The organism is Kitasatospora sp. NPDC051914 (assembly GCF_040680995.1).
Taxonomy (GTDB): domain Bacteria; phylum Actinomycetota; class Actinomycetes; order Streptomycetales; family Streptomycetaceae; genus Kitasatospora.
In genome coordinates this window covers 1-17,732 of the sequence record NZ_JBFAXX010000020.1, presented here as the reverse complement: position 1 = coordinate 17,732, position 17,732 = coordinate 1, and the positions used below count along the sequence as shown (strand labels likewise).

The following is a 17,732-nucleotide window of genomic DNA, read 5'->3' as shown; positions in this document are numbered from 1 at the left end:
CGAGCCCCGCCCGGCAGTGCGCCGGGCGGGGCTCGTCGGTGTACGGGGGAGCGGCGGGTTCAGCTCGCGTCGGCTGCGCGGCCGCGGCGGTCCAGCGAGGCGAGGTAGGCGTTGTAGGCGGCCAGCTCGGCGTCGCCGTCGCGGTCGGCGGCACGGTCGCGGCGGCGGGCCTGCCGCTCCTCGGAGCGGGCCCACTGCAGGGTGAGGGCGATCAGCACGATCGCGGTCGGGATCTCGCCGAACGCCCAGGTGATGCCGCCGGCCAGCTTCTGGTCCTCGAGCAGACGGGTGCCGGGCGGGGCGCCGGCCGCGGTGAAGGTCGACACCAGCGGGTGCGTCGCCATCATCACGGCGACGCCGAAGAAGGCGTGGAAGGGCATCCCCATGAACAGCTCCAGGATGCGCATCACGTAGCCCGGCCGGTGCGGGCCCGGGTCGACGCCCATGATCGGCCAGAAGAACAGCATGCCGACCGCCAGGAAGTGCACCATCATCGCGATGTGCCCGAGGCGGTATTCCATCAGGAAGTCGAACAGCGGGGTGAAGTACAGCGCGTACAGGCTGGCGATGAACAGCGGGATGGTGCAGCCGGGGTGCGAGACGACCCGGATGTACCGGCTGTGCAGCAGGGCCACCAGCAGTTCGCGCGGGCCGCGGCCGCTGCCCTTGCCGGCCGGCCGCAGGGCCCGCAGGGCGAGGGTGATGGGGGCGCCGAGCAGCAGCAGGATGGGGGAGAGCATGGACAGCACCATGTGCTGGATCATGTGGGCGCTGAACAGCACCATGCCGTAGTCGTTCAGCCCGGTGCAGGTGGCCAGGAGCACGGTGCCGATGCCCGCGGCCCAGGCGACCAGGCGGCCGACCGGCCACTTGTCACCGCGGCGCCAGAGCCGGACGGCGGCCGCGGTGTACAGGCCGAGGGCCAGCAGGGCGCCGATCAGGAACGGCCAGTCCGGCGACCAGCCCAGTGCCGCGGACGGGCTGTACGGGCCGAGCGTCCCCATCCCTCCGTGGTGGTGCATCCCTGCGGTGCCGTCGCCCATCGGCGTGTCCTGCCTTCGCTGGTGCCGGCCGCAGCCGCCGAGGGCCGGTCCGGTTCGTCCGTTTTGCTTCCGGCCAAGAGTAGGCCGCACTTACGCGGCCGCAGCACCCGACCCCCGGGCCCCGGCCCCGGGCGCGCCTCCGCCGCGCCCGCACGAAGATGTTTCCGGGGGTCGTAGGAAAGCCTTTCCTGTCCGGCGGCACATCGGTTCTGTGAATCCCGCCGATGACCGCCGCCGGCCTGCGGTCCGTGATCGCGTTCCCGTTCCCGGCGCTCGCCGACTGACGGCCGCTCCGGGATCGGCGCCCTTATCGGCCGGCGCTGCCGGCCGCCGGGACGAGGGTGTTCTCGCCGGTGTGCCCGGCCGCGAAGTCCTCCACGTTCTGCACGGTGGCGGCGATGATCTGGCCGACCGCGGTGTGCGTGAAGTACGCCTGATGGGACGTCACCAGGACGTGCGGGAAGGTCATCAGCCGGGCCAGCACGTCGTCGGTCACCCCGTGCACGGACCGGTCGGTGAAGAACACCCCGGTCTCCTCCTCGTACACGTCGAGCCCCACGCCGGAGAGCCGGCCGGCCCGCAGGGTCTCCACCAGGGCGGCGCTGTCGAGCAGGCCGCCGCGGCTGGAGTTGACCAGGATCGCGTCGTCCTTCATCCGGGCGAGGGCCGCCGCGTCGATCAGGTGCCGGGTGTCCGGCAGCAGCGGGACGTGCAGGCTCACCAGGTCGCTGCGAGCCAGCAGTTCGTCCTTGTCCACGTACGACATGCCGAGCTCCAGGCAGGCCGGGTTGGGTGCGATGTCCCAGCCGAGCAGCTCGGTGCCGAAGCCGTGCGCGATCCGGGCGAAGCACTCGCCGATCTTACCGGTGCCGACCACGCCGACCGTCATCCCGTGGACGTCGCGGCCGAGCAGGCCGTCCAGCCGGAAGTCGAACTCCCGGGTGCGGGTCGCCGCGCGCAGCAGCCGCCGGTTCACCGCCAGGGCCAGCGCCCAGGCGTGCTCGGCCACCGCGTACGGCGAGTAGTACGAGACCCGGGCGACGGTGAGGCCGAGTTCGCGGGCGGCCGACAGGTCGATGTTGTTGAAGCCGGTGGAGCGCTGGGTGATCAGCTTGGTGCCGCCGGCCGCCAGCCGGGCCAGCACCTCGCCGTCCAGGACGTCGTTGACGCTGCTGCTGACCACCGGGAACCCGTCGGCGAGCGGTGCGGTGTCCCGGGTGAGGAAGACGTCCAGCATGCGCAGCGGGTGCCTGCCCTCGAACGCGGCGCTCAGCAGCGGCCGTTCGTCGGTCTGCACGCCGTAGGCGAGGATCTCCATCGGGCTGTCCCTCCAGCTCGCGCGGGTGGCGGCCGTCCCTTCGGCCGCCCTCCCAACCTATGGCGTGCCGCCGGGCCCGGCCATGGGCCGATCGCCCCTCGACGGGTGCACCAGCGATACAAGGGGCGCGGGGGACACCTAGAGGTGTCCCCCGCGCCCCCAGGGGCTTGCCGGTCAGGTGCGAGTGCCGGCGAGGGCGGTGAGGGCGAAGAGGGCGCCCGCCGCGGCCAGGGCTGCGCCGTCGGCGCCGACCGTGAGCAGTGCGGTCAGCAGGACGGTCGGGCCGAGCTCCATCGCGGTGTTGAGGACGCCGCCGGCCAGGCCGATCTGCTCCTCCGGGACGCCGTCGGTGGCGAGCACCGCGGCTCCGGCGAAGGCGAGCGCGGCGCCGAAGGGCAGCAGCACCAGGCCCGGGACGAGCGGCAGGTAGGTGCTCCCCGCGTCGAGGTGGGCCAGGGCGAGCAGGCCGGCCGCGCCGGTGGCCAGACCGGCCGCGGTGACCGCCTTGGGCCCGAACCGGCCGACCAGCGGGCCGGCCACCCGTCCGCCGACCAGCAGCGCCGCGGCGTAGGGGAGGAAGGCGCCGGAGGTGGCGAGCGGGGTCCAGCCGAGGTCCTGCTGGAGGTGCAGGGTCAGCAGCAGGAAGAGGGTGGCGGTGCCGCCGGCGCTGAGCATGGTGGCGGCGAGGCCGAGCAGGCGGCGTCCGCCGCGGAGGAAGCCGAGCGGCAGCAGGGGCTGGGCGGCGCGCCGCTCGCGGAGCACGAAGGCGGCGAGCAGCAGGAGGCCGAGGGCGAGCGGCAGGGCCCAGCCGCCGGTCTCGGTGAGGACGAGGCCGTAGCTGACCAGGACGGTGCCGGCGGTGGCGAGGACGGCGCCGGGCAGGTCGAGCGCGGGGCGCTGCTCGCGCGGCCGGTCGGCGGGCAGCAGCCGGGGGGCGAGGGCGAGCACGGTGGCGGCGACGATCACCGGGACGGCGAACATCCAGCGCCAGGACAGCCAGCTGGCGACCGCACCGGAGGCGAGGTTGCCGGTGGTGGCGCCGAGGACGGAGAGCCCGCCCCAGGTGGCCATCGCCCTGCCGTACGCCTCCGGGCCGGGCAGCAGCGCCTTGAGCACGGCCATGCCGGCGGGGGCGGCCAGGGCCGCGGCCGCACCCTGGACGAAGCGGAGCAGCAGCAGGGCGGTGTAGCCGGGGGCGATCGGGGCGGCGGCCGAGGCCAGGCCGAGGACGACCAGGCCGACGGTGAGGATGCGGCGGCCGCCGTAGCGGTCGGTGAGCCGCCCGCCGAGCAGCAGCAGTGCGGCGAAGGAGAGGCCGTAGGCGGCGTTCAGCAGGACGAGCCGGCTGTGGTCGGCGCCGAACTCGCGGCCGATGTCGGGCAGCGGCACGGAGATCGCCATCAGTGTGAAGATCAGTGTCGCCTGGACGGTGCCGAGCAGTGCGAAGCCCGGGCCGGTGCGCGGTCCGGATGCGGCGGTGGACGCCGCGGTGGTGGTGGTCGATGCCATGGTCTCCCCCTCTTAGTGAACCATTCGTTCCAGTATGAGGCCGTGCGACGGCCGCGCAATGCGGCCGATGGAGCGGTGGAGCAGTGGAGCAGTGGAGCGGGGTGCTGCCGGTGGAGCGGTGGTGCACCCGGGCTCAGTCCAACAGGGACAGGGCGAGCCGGGCCGCGTCGGTGATCCGCTGCGGGTCCTCGCCCGCCTTGCCGACCACCCGCATGCCCTGCATCACGGTGAGCAGCAGCCGGGCGATCGCCCGCGGGTCCTTCTCCGGCGCCAGTTCGCCCTGGGCCTGTGCCCGGGCCAGCGCGCCGGCGGTGAGCGTCTCCAGGGTGTCCCAGCTGGCCCGGACCCTGCGGGCGGCTTCCGGGTCGTGGGCGGCGAGTTCGGTGGCGGTGTTGGTGATCAGGCAGCCGCGGTGCCGCTGCTCGCGCACCGCCTCGTCGGCGAAGCGCTGCACCACGGCGCGGACCGTGGGCAGGGCCGCGCCGGGCTGCGAGAGCTCGGAGAGCAGCTTGGCGTCGGTGTTCTCGCGGTACCGGTCGAGCGCCTTCAGGAACAGTTCGTGCTTGCCCCCGAAGGTGGCGTACAGGCTGGCGCGGCCGATGCCCAGGCGCTCGGTGAGGTCGGCCATCGAGGTCGCCTCGTACCCGCGCTCCCAGAACAGCTCCAGCGCCGACTGCAGCGCCGCGTCCGGATCGAACTCCTTGGTCCTTGCCATGGGAAGAGCATAGCGCTATCTGGATCGATCGGTCAAGAAATTTGGGCGAGAAAGAGCCCCGCCCGCCGGACGGCGGACGAGGCTCCCGGGAAGGCTCCGGAAGGACCGCGGGTCAGATGACCGTCTCGGCCTCGGTGTAGCGCTCCTGCGGAACGGTCTTCAGCTCGGCGACCGCCTCGCCGAGCGGAACCAGCCTGATGTCGGTGCCCTGCAGCGCGGTGATGTGGCCGAAGGCGCCCTTGTGCGCCGCCTCCACCGCGTGCCAGCCGAAGCGGGTGGCCAGCACCCGGTCGTACGCGGTCGGGGTGCCGCCGCGCTGGGTGTGGCCGAGGATCACCGGACGGGCCTCCTTGCCGAGGCGGTGCTCCAGCTCGCGGGAGAGCTGGGTGGCGATGCCGGTGAACCGCTCGTGGCCGTACATGTCCTTGGTGCCCTCCTCCCACGGCATGGTGCCGGGCTCGGGCTTGGCACCCTCGGCGCAGACCACGATGGCGAACTTCTTGTGCCGGTCGAAGCGCTCGCGCACCACGTCGGTCAGCTTGTCGATGTGGAAGGGGCGCTCGGGCACCACAATGGCGTGGGCGCCAGCCGCCATGCCCGCGTTCAGGGCGATCCAGCCGGTGTGGCGGCCCATCACCTCGACGACCATGACCCGCTGGTGCGACTCGGCGGTGGTCTTCAGGCGGTCCAGCGCCTCCGTGGCCACCGAGACGGCGGTGTCGAAACCGAAGGTGACGTCGGTGCAGGCGATGTCGTTGTCGATGGTCTTCGGGACGCCGACCACCGGCAGGCCGGCGTCGCTCATCAGCTTGGCGGCCTTGAGGGTGCCCTCGCCGCCGATCGGGATGACCGCGTCGATGCCGAGGTCCTTGCAGTGCTGCTTGGCGCGCTCCACGCCGTCCCGCAGGTGGCTGGGCTGCACCCGGGAGGAACCGAGGATCGTGCCGCCCTGGGCGAGGATGCCGCTCACCGACTCGAGGGTGAGGGGACGGTGGACGCCTTCGAGGAGACCGCGCCAGCCGTCCTGGAAACCGATGATCTCGTCGCCGTGGTCGACCACCCCCCGGTGGACCACGGAACGGATCACGGCGTTCAGGCCGGGGCAGTCACCGCCGCTGGTCAGGACACCAATACGCATTGCTTTGCAACTCCCCTGGGGGCACCTCCCAGCCGCCAGGCTGGGGGGAAGAACCGGAGGCCGGACTACCACCTCGGTGTCGCCACCGCGGAACGGCCGCTCCCGGGCGTCGTCGGCCTGGGGCGACCATGAGGCACAGCATACGGTCCCTGCGTCCGGCCGGGCAGGAGCCGAGCGGGAGCGGCATCGTCGACGCGTCCGCGCAAAACTGCGACCGGACGCCGAGGAGGGTGGTGCGTCCAGCGTTCCTATTCTCTTATGCATCCCGCCCGTGCGGCACCGACTGACCGAAATGCGGTCAATCGGTGCCTCTCGGAGGATCAGGCGGGCTGGCTCGTGGCCGCGATCCGCTCCGCACGCAGTGCGTCGTACCACGTGGTGTCGGCGGGCGGCAGGGCGCTGACGTCCAGCGCCAGCTTGATCAGCATGTCGGCGACGGCGGGGTTGCGGGCCATCACGGGGCCGTGCAGGTAGGTGCCGAAGACGGTGTCGCGGAACGCGCCCTCCGTCCCGTCACCGGTGCCGTTGCCGCGGCCCACCTGCACACTGGCGAAGGGCTTCACGCCCTCGCCGAGGTGGGTCACGCCCTGGTGGTTCTCGAAACCGGTCAGCTGAGGCAGGCCCAGCTGCGGGTTCACCTCGGCGAGCACGTCGCCCACGCAGCGGGCGCCCTCGCCGCGGGCCGTCCACACGTCGAGCAGGCCGAGGCCCGGCTCGCGCTCGCCCAGGTCGTTGATGAACTCGTGGCCGAGGATCTGGTAGCCGGCGCAGACCGAGAAGATGATCGCACCGTTCTCGGCGGCGCGGACCAGGCCGCCGTCGTTGCGCAGCCGCTCCGCGGCCAGCCGCTGCGGACGGTCCTCGCCGCCGCCGATCAGGTAGATGTCACCGCTGGTCGGCACCGCCTGGTCCGAGCGGACGTCGATCCGGGTCACCCCGAGACCGCGCTGCCGCGCCCGCCGCTCGACGACCAGCGCATTGCCGCGGTCGCCGTACGTGCTGAGCAGGTCCGGGTAGACCCACACCAGGCGCAGGCTGCTCTCACTCATCCTCGAAGGCCTTCCGTACTGCTGCTGAGGCTGCTGGAACTGCGGGTCGGCGGGGTACGACATCAGGCCGCCACCGCCTTGCGCAGCTGCTGGAAGGCGGTGTAGTTGGCGATCGCCTCGATCCGGCCGGGCGGGGCCATCCGGACGGCCTGCTCCAGGGTGTCCACCACCTGGAACTGCAGCCCGGCGACCTCCAGGCGCACCGCGAGGTCGAGCTTGCGCTGGCCCATCACGAAGATCGGGTGGCCGGCCAGGCGCTCGTAGTCGACGTCCCACAGCCAGGAGGTGTCGGTGCCGTCCGCGTCCAGCGCGTTCACCGACAGCACCACCGGCGCCGGCGGCTGGTCGATCAGCGTGAAGGTCTCCAGCCAGCCGGCCGGGTTCTTCGCCAGCAGCAGCCGGACGTCCCGGCCCTGGTACTGCACCACGTCGTAGCGGCCGGCCACCGCGGCGACCGTCTGCATCCGCTGCAGCGCGACCTGCGGGGCGACCCCGAAGACCGCGGCGACCGCGGCGGAGCTGGTGGCGTTCGCCAGGTTGGCGCGGCCGGGCAACTGGAGCTGGATCGGCCAGGCACCGCGGTGCGGGTCGATCACGTGGGTGCCCTGCAGCGCCCAGTGCGGGTTCGGGCGGCGGAAACCGCACTGCGAGCAGAACCAGTCGTCGCCGGGGCGCTGCATCACACCGCCGCAGGACGGGCACGACCAGGCGTCCTCCTTCCACGCCTGCCCGGCGGCCACCCAGACCACCTTCTTGCAGGAGGAGGCGGCCCAGGTCACCAGCGGGTCGTCGGCGTTGGCGATGATCACCGCGTCCGAGTCCTTGAGGCCCTCGCGCCACTTCTCCGCCATCATGCGGGTCTCGGCGGCGCGGTCCAGCTGGTCGCGGGAGAGGTTCAGCAGCGCTATGGCCTTGGGACGGGTGTCCCGGGCGACCGTGGCCAGGTACTTCTCGTCCACCTCGATCACGCCGAAGCGCGCGTCCGAACCGCCGGCCAGCGCGGCGGTGATGCCGGCGGGCATGTTGGCGCCAAGGGCGTTGGAGACCACCGGGCCGGCGGCGCGCAGCGCCTCGGCGATCAGCCGGGTGGTGGTGGTCTTGCCGTTGGTCGCGCTGACCAGGACCACGTCGAGGTGCTCGGACAGCGTGGCGAGCAGGTCCGGGTCGAGCTTGAGCGCGATCTTGCCGCCGATCACCGAGCCACTGCCGCGGCCGGCCTTCTGCGAGAGGGCAGCGGCCATCTTGCCGGCCGTCACAGCGATCTTGGCGCGGGCGGGCAGCGAGGCGTCGCGTGCGGCCGTGGCTTCCGAATCGGTGCCTGGCATGCTCAGTGGTTCCTCCTTGCTGCTGCACCGCCCGGGTCGTGCGGTGACCGTCGGACGGCGGGGACGGGGGCCAGCCTACCCACTCCGGCGGTCGGCTTTGAGCCCTGGACCCCGCGCAGCCTGCCGGGACCGTCCGGACGGCCGCTTCCGGTCCGCCGCCGGGGACGGTGGGCCGACGAGTGCAATCGCGGATGACATGGCCGCCGGGTGGTCGATATGTCCTCATATATGGCGCCTGGGGTGAGTTGCGTGCAACCCAATGCACTCACCCAGCGAGTCGCTACGTCCCGCTGGCCCGGGTAGCGGCCCTGCCGACCCGGGTCGCCGCGGTTGCGCGGCACAACGCCCGGAATCTCGCGAGGTCCGGCTCCTGGCTCCTCCGCTCCCGCGAGAGCTCCTCCTGCACGTACGAGCTGGAACCGACCGACCGTGACCACCTCTGCTGGTTCGTCAGCGCAGTGAGCGGCATCCCTGTCCGCTGCGCCCGCCACGTCGGCAAAGGCGGTGGCGCTGTCCAGCAGGAGCCATGCCTGGTCGTCCCTGGCCCGATGGTCCGAGCAGGAGCAGCGCCGGTTCCTGCACTTCGACGACCGGCCGCGCGAGCACTGGTACCCGGGCAAGGGCATCGGTGCTTCCTTCGCCGCGAGAGGCCGCCGAACTCGCGGAGCGAGAGGTCCCGGACGAGGTTCTGCGCCCCGGCGTGGACCTGGTACCAGTCCTCCCGGGGCTTGCGGTCCACGGCCCGTACGGCGAGGTCCTCGGCGAGCGGCGCGCCCGTGAGGTGCCCGCCGATGAAGCCTCCGGCGCCCGTCACCACGGCATCGACATCAGCCACGGTTCGATCTCCCTTCCCGGCAAAATGAGACAATTACCTGGAAAGGGGTATATCTGTGCTGAGGCGGCGTCAGGCGGCGTCAGGCGGCGTCAGGCGGCGGTCCCGGCGGTCCCGGCGGGCCGCGGGACGCGCCCATCCATTCGGCGCAGCAGAAGGGCCTCCGGTCCGGCCGCGGGGCGGTCGGACCGGAGGCCCTTCTCGGAGCGGGGTGCCTGCGCCTCAGCGGCGGGGGCGGGTGGGCCACGGGGTCGGCAGCTTGTCCGCCGCCTCCGCGAGGTGGGCGGTGATCACCAGGGTGCCGTCCTCGACCTGGTAGTCGAGCGGCGCCGCCAGCTTCCGCATGGTGGAGATCAGCCCGGTGTTGGAGGACTGGGTGACCGCGTACACGGTGGCCACCCCGGCCTCCAGGGCGAGGGCCGACATCCGGCGCAGCAGGTCCACGCCGAGGCCCTGCCGCTGCCAGGCGTCCTCGACGAGCAGGGCGACCTCGGCGCCGTCGTCGTCCCACATCAGGTGGGCGAGGGCGACGATCCCGCCGTCGGAGTCCTCCACCGCGAGGGTCTGCCCGTGCCGCGGGTCGAGCAGGTGGTCCAGGTAGCGGTCGGCGTCCTTCACCGGGCCGTGGTAGCGCTTGCGCAGGGTGTCGGAGGAGCAGCGCCCGTGCATGGCCAGCGCGGCCTCCTTGTCGCCGGGCTCGGCGCGGCGGACGGTGAGGTCGCCGGCGGGCCGGGCGAGCCGGGCCTCGACCTTGGGCACCCGCGGGCCGAGCAGGCTGTCCAGCTCGACGAGGGCCTGGCCGCGGGCGAACTCGGTCGGGGTGAACGGCAGGTGCGGCCGGGTCAGCTCGATGAGGTCGCCGCCGGGGACGGGCAGCCGCATGGTGTGCCCGTCCACGCCGGCCGGGGTGGACCGTCCGCGGTCGGGGTACTGCCGGATCGTGCAGCGGCCGAACAGCTGCCGCAGGGCGACCGGCAGCTCGGCGGCGTCCAGCGCGGTGCGGGTGGCGAGCGCCAGCACGTGGGTGGGCGCGTCCACCAGGTCGTGCGCGTCGGCGCGGTCCGTCCAGATGTCGGTGCCGCCGGCCGTGGCGACGGCGGCGGCGAGTTCGGTGCGGTCCAGGGTCTCCGGGGCGCGGACGAAGAATTCGTCGACCGTCCCGGCGGCCAGCGGGTGGGACTGCATCGAGATGATGTTGACCCGGTGCACGGCCAGCGCGGTGCACACCCGGGCCAGGCTGCCGGGGGAGTCCTCGACGGTCGTCCGGATGCGCCACAGCACGGTGGCCTCGAGCCCGTCCAGGGGGTCGCTCACCGCGGCCCCCCCGGGCGGGGCATGGGTGTCGGGCGCCGGAGGTCCGTGCGGCCGCCGGTGCGCCCACCAGCCGTGGAACACGGCCGTGGCGAGCATGGCGACGGCCGACACGACGAGCAGCACCGGGCCGTCGTGGCCGTGCACGACGACGTTGGCGACGAGGTCGGCGGTGGCGACGGCGAGGAAGACCGCCGCGAGTTCGACGGTCTCTCTGCGCCAGCGGTGGGTACGGGCGGCGCGCCGCTGGGCGCGCGAGGGGCCGGTGGCCGCAATGGGTTCACGAGTGTCCATGCAGCTATCGTGTCGCGCCGGTGTTTCACGATCACGAATCCCCCGTGACCTGACGGTAAATGTCTCCGGGATGTGCCCGGTGGCATGATCGGGGCACGTCAGGCGGTGCGGTCGGTGCCCGGACGGCCCGTCAGCCCGGCTCCCGCGGCCAGTACTTCGTCCACGAGCAGCCGGATGTCGGCCTCCGTGGTGGTCGCGTTGAGCAGGCAGGCGCGGAGCATCTCCCGGCCGCGCAGCACCGCGCCGGTCACGAACACCCGGCCGCGCAGCTGGACGGCGGCCGGCAGCTCGCGGTTGAGCCGGTCGACGGCCTCCTCGTCCAGCCCGGCGGGCCGCAGCCGGAAGGCGACGATCGAGGTCTCCACCGGGGCGAGCAGTTCGAGCTCCGGCTCGGCCTCGACGAGTTCGCCCAGCCGGCGGGCCAGGGCGGTGGTGTGCGCGATGTCCGCGGCCACGCCGTCGCGTCCGCGGTGGGCGATGGACGCCCAGACCTTCAGCGAGCGGAACGGCCGGGTCTGCTCGGTGCCGTACTCGGAGAACCAGCCGAGCGAGCCGGCCGCCTCGTCGCGCAGGTAGGAGGGGACCAGGCTGAAGGTGCCGCGCAGCCCGTCGGTGTCGCGGACGAGTGCGCAGCCGCAGTCCACCGGCACGCCGAGCCACTTGTGCGGGTCCAGGGCGAGCGAGTCCGCGCGGTCCATGCCGGCGTAGCGGTGGGCGATCGCCGGGTCGAGCACGCCGAAGGCGCCGTACGCGCCGTCGACGTGCAGCCACAGGCCCTCGCGCTCGGCGATGTCGGCGATCGGGTGGAACGGGTCGACGGCGCCGGTGCCGACCGTGCCGGCCGAGGCGACGACCAGGAACGGCAGTCGGCCGGCCGCCCGGTCCTCGGCGATCGCGCGCTCCAGGGCGGCGGTGTCCAGCCGGCCGTCCGCGTCGGTGCCGACGGTGCGCAGGCGGCGGCTGCCCAGGCCGAGCAGCTCGGCGGCCTTGCGGACGCAGGAGTGCGTCTCGCCGGTGACGTAGCCGACCAGCGGCGGCAGGGCGGCCACGCCCTCCTCGCGGACGTCCACGCCGGCCTTCAGGGCGGCCCGGTTCCGGGCGGCGGCGAGGCAGACGATGGTGGCCATCGAGGTGCCGGAGGTCAGCAGGCCGCCGCCGGCCGGGTGCGGGAAGCCGACGAGCTCGGCGATCCAGCGCACCGCCGCCCGCTCCAGGTGGACGTCGGCGTGGTCGCCGCCGGCCGAGCTGGGGTTCATCGCGGAGGCGGCCAGGGTGGCGAGGATGCCGGCGGGCTGCGGGGCGGAGTTCACCCAGCCGAAGAACCGCGGGTTGCCGTTGCCCATGGGTGCGGGCATGACCTGCTCGGCGATGGTCTTGAGCAGCCCGTCCAGGTTGGTGCCGGCGTCGGGCAGCGGAAGGTCGAGCAGGGCCCGGCGGTCGGCGTCGGCCATCGGCTGCCAGACCGGCCGCCCGGGCAGGCCCTCCAGGTAGTCGGAGACCAGGTCGGCGGCGGCGCGGGCAGCGGTGCGGAATTCCTCGGACGTCATGGCGGTGCGCTCCAGCGGTGGGTGGGGAAGCCGCGGCGCGGCGTCCTCGGCGCACCTGCATGGAGATCGTACGCTCCTTACACCTGCCGGTGAGCAGGAGCGCCCGGGTGTACCGCCCCTGAGTGGTGTCCCCTCAGTCCAGGGTGGTGGAGAGCCCGCCCGCGGAGCGGCAGTAGCCGGCGATCTCCTTGTCGGTGATCTGCGAGCACAGCCTGGCGGCGGCACCGGACTCGGTGTAGTTGACCGTCCAGTAGCTGAGCATGCCCTGGGCGCAGGCCTTGCGCTGCCAGGCGTCGGCGGCGGTGGCGCACTGCTTGGCCGCCCAGTCCGCGCGGTCCAGGTTGTACTTCATGGTCCGCGAGCCGACCCCGCGGCTGCAGTCGTTGGCGCCGCCGCTGGCCTGCGCGTTCAGGCACCACTTCAGCGCCCCGGCGAAGGCCTCGGGGTGGTTGGCGTAGTCGTGCGAGCTGAGGTAGAGGGTCGGCGCGTAGAAGAAGCAGGCGGACTGGAAGAGGGCCGGCTGCTCGGGGCAGGGGTAGAGCGGTTCGGCGGCGAGCTTGTCGGCCGGCAGGTTCGCCTTGGCCTTCTCGTCCTCCTCGTCCGGGGCGAAGAGCTGCATGAACAGGCCCTCGGAGCAGGTGATCCGCCGGCTGGTGGTGGGGAACTTGTTGCACAGGTCGCGGGCGGAGGGGATGTCCTGCTTGGTGACGAACATGATCCCGTGGCCGACGCCGTGGATGCACGGCCCGGTGTTGGCGGGCGCGCACAGCGTGAGGATGTCCTGCTGCGGGTTCTTGGAGGCGGCGAGCATCTCCTCGACCGCGCCGTGCAGGTAGCCGGCGGCGCAGGTCTCGTGCGGGAAGGAGATGACCTTCTGGAAGTCCTCGTGGTACCGCTTCACCGCCGTGTGGCCGAGCTCGTGCGCGATCGGGTGGCAGAACCGCACGGTGTACGGCTTCTCCTTGCTGATCTTGTCGAGGTCGGCGAGCGCCACGCCGGGGTCGGTGGCGTCCATCTCCGCCACCAGCTTGTTGCGCAGGGTGCTGCGGGTCCACACCGCGGGGTCGCCGGTCGGTGCGGCGGCGGGGGCGGCCCCGCCGCCGGGGGCGGCCTGGGTGGTGGCCGGTGCGCCGGCCGCGGCGGGCGCGGTCTCCGGCGTCCACCGGGTGACCGTGACCGCCCCGATCCCCAGTACGGCGAGCAGGACGGCGGTGACGATCGCGAAGATCCGCGGCTGCATGCTGGTGATTCCCCCGGTGGTCGACGACGGACGGGCGGCACACCCATCCTGACGGCGGCGGGGCCGATTGCACGGACCGGCTGCCGCCGAACGGTGAAGTGTCGGCACCGTCGGACGACGGAGTTCCCCCGGACGGCAGAACGGCCCCCTGCCGACACGTCATCCCCACCGTCTCACACCACGAGTGACAGGTTGTACGTTCGCAGCCACTCGTCGAGGCCGAGCACCACCTCGGTGGCGGCCCTGGCGTACTGCGGGTCGGCGCCGGACGCCAGCGCGTCGGCGGTGGCGCGGCGGTCCAGCAGGGCGGCCGCGGGGGCGGCCGGGTCGGCGGCGAGCCGGCCGAGCGCGGCCTGCAGGGCGCGCGGGTAGCGGGTGTCCTGGATGGCCGGGTACGGGCTCTTGGGCCGGTCGGCGACCGCGTCCGGCAGCAGGTCGCGGACGGCGGCCCGCAGCAGGCTCTTCTCCCGCCCGTCGAAGACCTTCGTTTGCCACGGCGCGTTGAAGACGTACTCCACCAGGCGGTGGTCGCAGAACGGCACCCGCACCTCGAGGCCGCAGGCCATCGACAGGCGGTCCTTGCGGTCCAGCAGGATGCGGACGAACCGGGTCAGGCTCAGATGGGTGAGTTCGCGCATCCGGCGCTCGACCGGGTCGGTGCCGGGCAGCTGGGGGACGGCGGCGACCGCCTCCCGGTACCGGTCGGCCCGGTAGGCCTCCAGGTCGAGCTCCGCGAGCAGGCCGGGGCCGAGCAGGCCCTCCCGGGGGCCGGCGCCGAGGCCGGCGGTGCGGGCCAGCAGGGCGGCCCAGGGGAAGGTCGCGGAGGCGATCAGCGCCGGGTCGTGGAACCACGGGTAGCCGCCGAACAGCTCGTCCGCCGACTCGCCGGACAGGGCGACCGTGGACTCCCGCCGCACCTCGCGGAAGAGCAGCAGCAGCGAGGTGTCCATGTCCCCGAAGTCGAAGGGCAGGTCGCGGGCGCGCAGCGCGGCGGCCCGGTGGGCGGGGTCGCTGAGCGCGGCGCTGTCCAGTTCGACGGTGCGGTGCTCGGCGCCGACGTGGGCGGCGAGCAGCCGTGCGTACGGGCCGTCGGGGGTGCCGCGCATGGTGTCGGGCCGGAATCCCTCGCTCTGCCCGGTGAAGTCGACGTCGAAGGTGCGGATCGGGCCGCGGCCGTCGGCGTCCAGCGACCGGGCGGCGAGTGCGGTGACGGCGCTGGAGTCGAGGCCGCCGGAGAGCAGCGCGCACAGCGGTACGTCGGAGATCAGCTGGCGGCGGACGGTGTCCTCCAGCAGGCCGCGGACGGTCGCCACGGTGGCCGGCAGGTCGTCGGTGTGCTCGCGGGCCTCCAGCGCCCAGTAGCGGCGGGCGACCGTGCCGGCCCGGCGGACGGTGACCAGCTGGCCCGGCTCGACCTCGGCGATCCCCCGGTAGACGGTGTGCCCCGGGGTGCGGGTGGCGCCCAGCAGTTCGCGCAGCCCGGCCAGGTCGGTCTGCGGGCGGATCGCAGGGTGGGCGAAGAGCGCCTTGGGTTCGGAGCCGAAGACCACGCCGTCGGCGGTGCGGTGGTAGTACAGCGGCTTGACGCCCATCCGGTCGCGCACCAGCAGCAGCTCCTCGCTGCGGGCGTCCCACAGGGCGAAGGCGTACATGCCGTTCAGCCGGTCGGTGAAGGCCGGGCCCCACTGCAGGTAGGCGCGGAGCACCACCTCGGTGTCGCTGCGGGTGCGGAAGCGGTGGCCGGCCAGCTCCAGCTCGGCGCGGAGCTCGCGGTGGTTGTAGACCTCGCCGCCGTAGGTGAGGACGGCCGGGATGTGCCCGTCCTCCTCGGCGGCCATCGGCTGGGCGCCGCCCGGCGGGTCGATCACGGCGAGTCTGCGGTGGCCGAGCGCGGCGTGCCGGGCGAGGTACAGCCCGGCGCCGTCCGGGCCGCGGCAGGCCATGGTGGCCGCCATCGCCTCCAGCACCGGCCGCTCCCCGGTGAGGTCCCGGTCGAACGCCACCCACCCCGCGATCCCGCACATGCCCGCCTCCGCCGATGCCGTTGCGTATACGGACCACTACGCTACGATGTCGCGCTCGATGCCCGCAAGAGTGTTCGGCAGGGTCGAACGTCGGAATGCCTGCCCGATTTCGGGCAGGATTCTTGGGTATTCGGCGATCGGGTGCATAGGCTCCTGGCCCGTGCCCGCCTCACCGCACCCTCACGAAGACCTCCTCGCCCACCTCACCCGCACCAGCCCGCTGGGGCCGGGAGAGGCCGCGCGAGTCGTGGCGGAAGTGCTGGCGTACTTCTCCGAGACCACCGAGGAGTACGTCCGCCGCCGCCACGGTGAGCTGCAGGCACGTGGCCTGACCAACGAGCGGATCTTCGCCCGCCTCGGCGCCGAACTGGCGTCCCGGCGTGTCGCGGCGCCCGAGCTGTCCACCCGGCAGCTGCGCCGCATGGTGTACGGATGAGCCGCCGACCGCTGTGAAACCGAAGGAGTCCCACCCATGTGCGGAATCGTGGCCTACATCGGCCCCAAGGACGCGACCGCCTTCCTGCTGGAAGGCCTGCAGCGACTGGAGTACCGCGGCTACGACTCGGCCGGCGTCGCCGTCACCGGCAAGCAGGGCGCACTGAAGGTCTGCAAGGCGAAGGGCCGCGTCGCCGACCTCGCCGCCGCCGTCCCCGCCCGCTTCAAGGGCACCACCGGCATCGGCCACACCCGCTGGGCCACCCACGGCGAGCCCAGCGACGCCAACGCCCACCCGCACGTCGACAACGCCGAGAACATCGCCGTCGTCCACAACGGCATCATCGAGAACGCCGACGAACTGCGCGCCAAGCTCACCGCCGAGGGTGCCGTCTTCTCCTCCGAGACCGACACCGAGGTCCTCGCCCACCTGATCGCCGCCCACCGCATCGAGGGCACCGAGCTCGAGGACGCCGTCCGCGCCGCCCTCAAGCACGTCGTCGGCACCTACGGCATCGCCGTCGTCGACGCCCGCCAGCCCGACCGCATCGTCGTGGCCCGCAACGGCAGCCCGATCGTCCTCGGCCTCGGCGAGAAGGAGATGTTCGCCGCCTCCGACGTCGCCGCCCTCGTCCGCTACACCCGCCAGGTCGTCCACCTCGAGGACGGCGAACTCGCCGTCCTGCGCGCCGACGGCTTCCGCACCTTCACCGAGGACGCCCGCACCGTTACCCGCCAGCCGTCCACTGTCGACTGGGAGGTCGCCTCCTACGACACCGGCGGCTACGAGCACTACCTGCTCAAGGAGATCCACGAGCAGCCCGCCGCCGTCGAGCGCACCCTCTCCGGCCGCCTCGACGAGCGCTTCGCCACCGCCCACCTCGGCGGCCTCAACCTCGACGCCCGCGAACTCCGCGAGATCCGCCGGGTCAAGATCCTCGGCTGCGGTTCCGCCTACTACGCCGGCGAGATGGGCGCCCAGCTCATCGAGGAACTCGCCCGCATCCCCGCTCACAGCGAGCCCGCCTCCGAGTTCCGCTACCGCAACCCCGTCATCGAGGCCGACACCCTCTACGTCGCGGTCAGCCAGTCCGGCGAGACCTACGACACCCTCGCCGCCGTCCAGGAGATCAAGCGCAAGGGTGGCCGCGTCCTCGGCGTGGTCAACACCGTCGGCAGCGCCATCGCCCGCGAGTGCGACGGCGGCATCTACCTGCACGCCGGCCCGGAGATCTCGGTCGCCTCCACCAAGGCCTTCACCTCCACGGTGATCGCCTTCGCCCTGCTCGCCCTGCACTTCGGCCGCATCCACGACCTGTCGCCCGCCGACGGCCGCCGCATCGTCGCCGCCCTCAAGGCCCTGCCCGACCACATCCGGCAGATCCTCGACCAGCAGGACGAGATCGCCAAGCTCGCCGCCGAGTACGCCGACAACTCCGGAATGATGTTCATCGGCCGCGTCCGCGGGTACCCGGTCGCCCGCGAGGGCGCCCAGAAGCTCAAGGAGATCAGCTACGTCCACGCCGAGGCGTACCCCGCCAGCGAGCTCAAGCACGGCCCGCTCGCGCTGATCAGCCCCGAACTCCCCACCGTCGCCCTCGTCCCCGACGACGAGCTCCTCGACAAGAACCTCACCACCCTCGGCGAGATCAAGGCCCGCTCCGGCCGCGTCCTCGCCATCGCCCACCGCGCCCCCGAGACCAAGCTCGCCGACCACTGCATCGTCGTCCCCAAGAGCGAGCCCGAACTCGACCCGCTGCTCCTCAACATCCCCCTCCAGCTGCTGGCCTACCACGCCGCCGTCGCTCTCGGCCGCGACGTCGACAAGCCCCGCAACCTGGCCAAGTCCGTCACCGTCGAGTAGTCCGGGGCACCGCCCGAGGGGTGGGGGGGGGGGGGGGGGGGCCCCCCCCCCCCCCCCGGCCCCCCCCCCCCCCCCGGGGGGGGGGGGC

General features: G+C 73.2%; 13 protein-coding genes. 2 read left to right on the top strand and 11 right to left on the bottom strand.

The window, feature by feature from the left end; all coding sequences use genetic code 11:
- Nucleotides 1–59 precede the first annotated feature (59 nt).
- From AB0M03_RS15135 to asnB, 11 genes are all read right to left on the bottom strand, one after another.
- Nucleotides 60–1,022: a cytochrome c oxidase assembly protein gene (locus tag AB0M03_RS15135; protein WP_363492030.1), complete on the bottom strand. Its 963-nt coding sequence runs from the start codon at nucleotides 1,020–1,022 to the stop codon at nucleotides 60–62.
- A 328-nt stretch (nucleotides 1,023–1,350) separates the two neighbouring features.
- Nucleotides 1,351–2,361, bottom strand: coding sequence for a 2-hydroxyacid dehydrogenase (locus tag AB0M03_RS15130; protein ID WP_363491922.1), 1,011 nt, complete (start codon nucleotides 2,359–2,361; stop codon nucleotides 1,351–1,353).
- A 174-nt stretch (nucleotides 2,362–2,535) separates the two neighbouring features.
- Nucleotides 2,536–3,870, bottom strand: coding sequence for an MFS transporter (locus AB0M03_RS15125; RefSeq protein ID WP_363491921.1), 1,335 nt, complete (start codon nucleotides 3,868–3,870; stop codon nucleotides 2,536–2,538).
- A gap of 133 nt (nucleotides 3,871–4,003) precedes the next feature.
- Entirely contained in the window at nucleotides 4,004–4,585 is a 582-nt protein-coding gene (locus tag AB0M03_RS15120; RefSeq protein WP_363491919.1) for a TetR family transcriptional regulator, read from the bottom strand.
- Nucleotides 4,586–4,697: 112 nt separating this feature from the next.
- On the bottom strand, nucleotides 4,698–5,723 hold the full coding sequence (locus tag AB0M03_RS15115) for a 6-phosphofructokinase (protein ID WP_363491918.1): 1,026 nt from the start codon (nucleotides 5,721–5,723) through the stop codon (nucleotides 4,698–4,700).
- Nucleotides 5,724–6,043: 320 nt separating this feature from the next.
- Nucleotides 6,044–6,772, bottom strand: a complete 729-nt coding sequence (locus tag AB0M03_RS15110) for a glutamine amidotransferase (RefSeq protein WP_363491917.1) — start codon at nucleotides 6,770–6,772, stop codon at nucleotides 6,044–6,046.
- Between the two features lie 62 nt (nucleotides 6,773–6,834).
- On the bottom strand, nucleotides 6,835–8,097 hold the full coding sequence (locus AB0M03_RS15105; protein ID WP_363491916.1) for a MurT ligase domain-containing protein: 1,263 nt from the start codon (nucleotides 8,095–8,097) through the stop codon (nucleotides 6,835–6,837).
- Between the two features lie 1,054 nt (nucleotides 8,098–9,151).
- Entirely contained in the window at nucleotides 9,152–10,534 is a 1,383-nt protein-coding gene (locus tag AB0M03_RS15100) for a GNAT family N-acetyltransferase (RefSeq protein ID WP_363491915.1), read from the bottom strand.
- A 98-nt stretch (nucleotides 10,535–10,632) separates the two neighbouring features.
- Nucleotides 10,633–12,081, bottom strand: a complete 1,449-nt coding sequence (locus AB0M03_RS15095; protein WP_363491914.1) for a pyridoxal-dependent decarboxylase — start codon at nucleotides 12,079–12,081, stop codon at nucleotides 10,633–10,635.
- A gap of 133 nt (nucleotides 12,082–12,214) precedes the next feature.
- On the bottom strand, nucleotides 12,215–13,321 hold the full coding sequence (locus AB0M03_RS15090; protein WP_363491913.1) for a hypothetical protein: 1,107 nt from the start codon (nucleotides 13,319–13,321) through the stop codon (nucleotides 12,215–12,217).
- A 173-nt stretch (nucleotides 13,322–13,494) separates the two neighbouring features.
- Nucleotides 13,495–15,345 carry an asparagine synthase (glutamine-hydrolyzing) gene (asnB, locus tag AB0M03_RS15085; RefSeq protein ID WP_363491912.1) on the bottom strand — a complete coding sequence of 617 codons (1,851 nt, stop codon included), beginning with the start codon at nucleotides 15,343–15,345 and terminating at the stop codon, nucleotides 13,495–13,497.
- Nucleotides 15,346–15,505: 160 nt separating this feature from the next.
- Here asnB and AB0M03_RS15080 point away from each other — a divergent pair, with 160 nt between their 5' ends.
- Entirely contained in the window at nucleotides 15,506–15,781 is a 276-nt protein-coding gene (locus tag AB0M03_RS15080; RefSeq protein WP_363491911.1) for a hypothetical protein, read from the top strand.
- Nucleotides 15,782–15,817: 36 nt separating this feature from the next.
- On the top strand, nucleotides 15,818–17,644 hold the full coding sequence (gene glmS / locus AB0M03_RS15075; RefSeq protein WP_363491910.1) for a glutamine--fructose-6-phosphate transaminase (isomerizing): 1,827 nt from the start codon (nucleotides 15,818–15,820) through the stop codon (nucleotides 17,642–17,644).
- Nucleotides 17,645–17,732 lie beyond the last annotated feature (88 nt).

Coding starts and splice junctions, on each gene's coding strand:
- AB0M03_RS15135 (WP_363492030.1), bottom strand. CDS start 1,022: ATGCACCACCACGGAGGGATGGGGACGCTCGGCCCGTACAGCCCGTCC.
- AB0M03_RS15130 (WP_363491922.1), bottom strand. CDS start 2,361: ATGGAGATCCTCGCCTACGGCGTGCAGACCGACGAACGGCCGCTGCTG.
- AB0M03_RS15125 (WP_363491921.1), bottom strand. CDS start 3,870: ATGGCATCGACCACCACCACCGCGGCGTCCACCGCCGCATCCGGACCG.
- AB0M03_RS15120 (WP_363491919.1), bottom strand. CDS start 4,585: ATGGCAAGGACCAAGGAGTTCGATCCGGACGCGGCGCTGCAGTCGGCG.
- AB0M03_RS15115 (WP_363491918.1), bottom strand. CDS start 5,723: ATGCGTATTGGTGTCCTGACCAGCGGCGGTGACTGCCCCGGCCTGAAC.
- AB0M03_RS15110 (WP_363491917.1), bottom strand. CDS start 6,772: ATGAGTGAGAGCAGCCTGCGCCTGGTGTGGGTCTACCCGGACCTGCTC.
- AB0M03_RS15105 (WP_363491916.1), bottom strand. CDS start 8,097: ATGCCAGGCACCGATTCGGAAGCCACGGCCGCACGCGACGCCTCGCTG.
- AB0M03_RS15100 (WP_363491915.1), bottom strand. CDS start 10,534: ATGGACACTCGTGAACCCATTGCGGCCACCGGCCCCTCGCGCGCCCAG.
- AB0M03_RS15095 (WP_363491914.1), bottom strand. CDS start 12,081: ATGACGTCCGAGGAATTCCGCACCGCTGCCCGCGCCGCCGCCGACCTG.
- AB0M03_RS15090 (WP_363491913.1), bottom strand. CDS start 13,321: ATGCAGCCGCGGATCTTCGCGATCGTCACCGCCGTCCTGCTCGCCGTA.
- asnB (WP_363491912.1), bottom strand. CDS start 15,345: ATGTGCGGGATCGCGGGGTGGGTGGCGTTCGACCGGGACCTCACCGGG.
- glmS (WP_363491910.1), top strand. CDS start 15,818: ATGTGCGGAATCGTGGCCTACATCGGCCCCAAGGACGCGACCGCCTTC.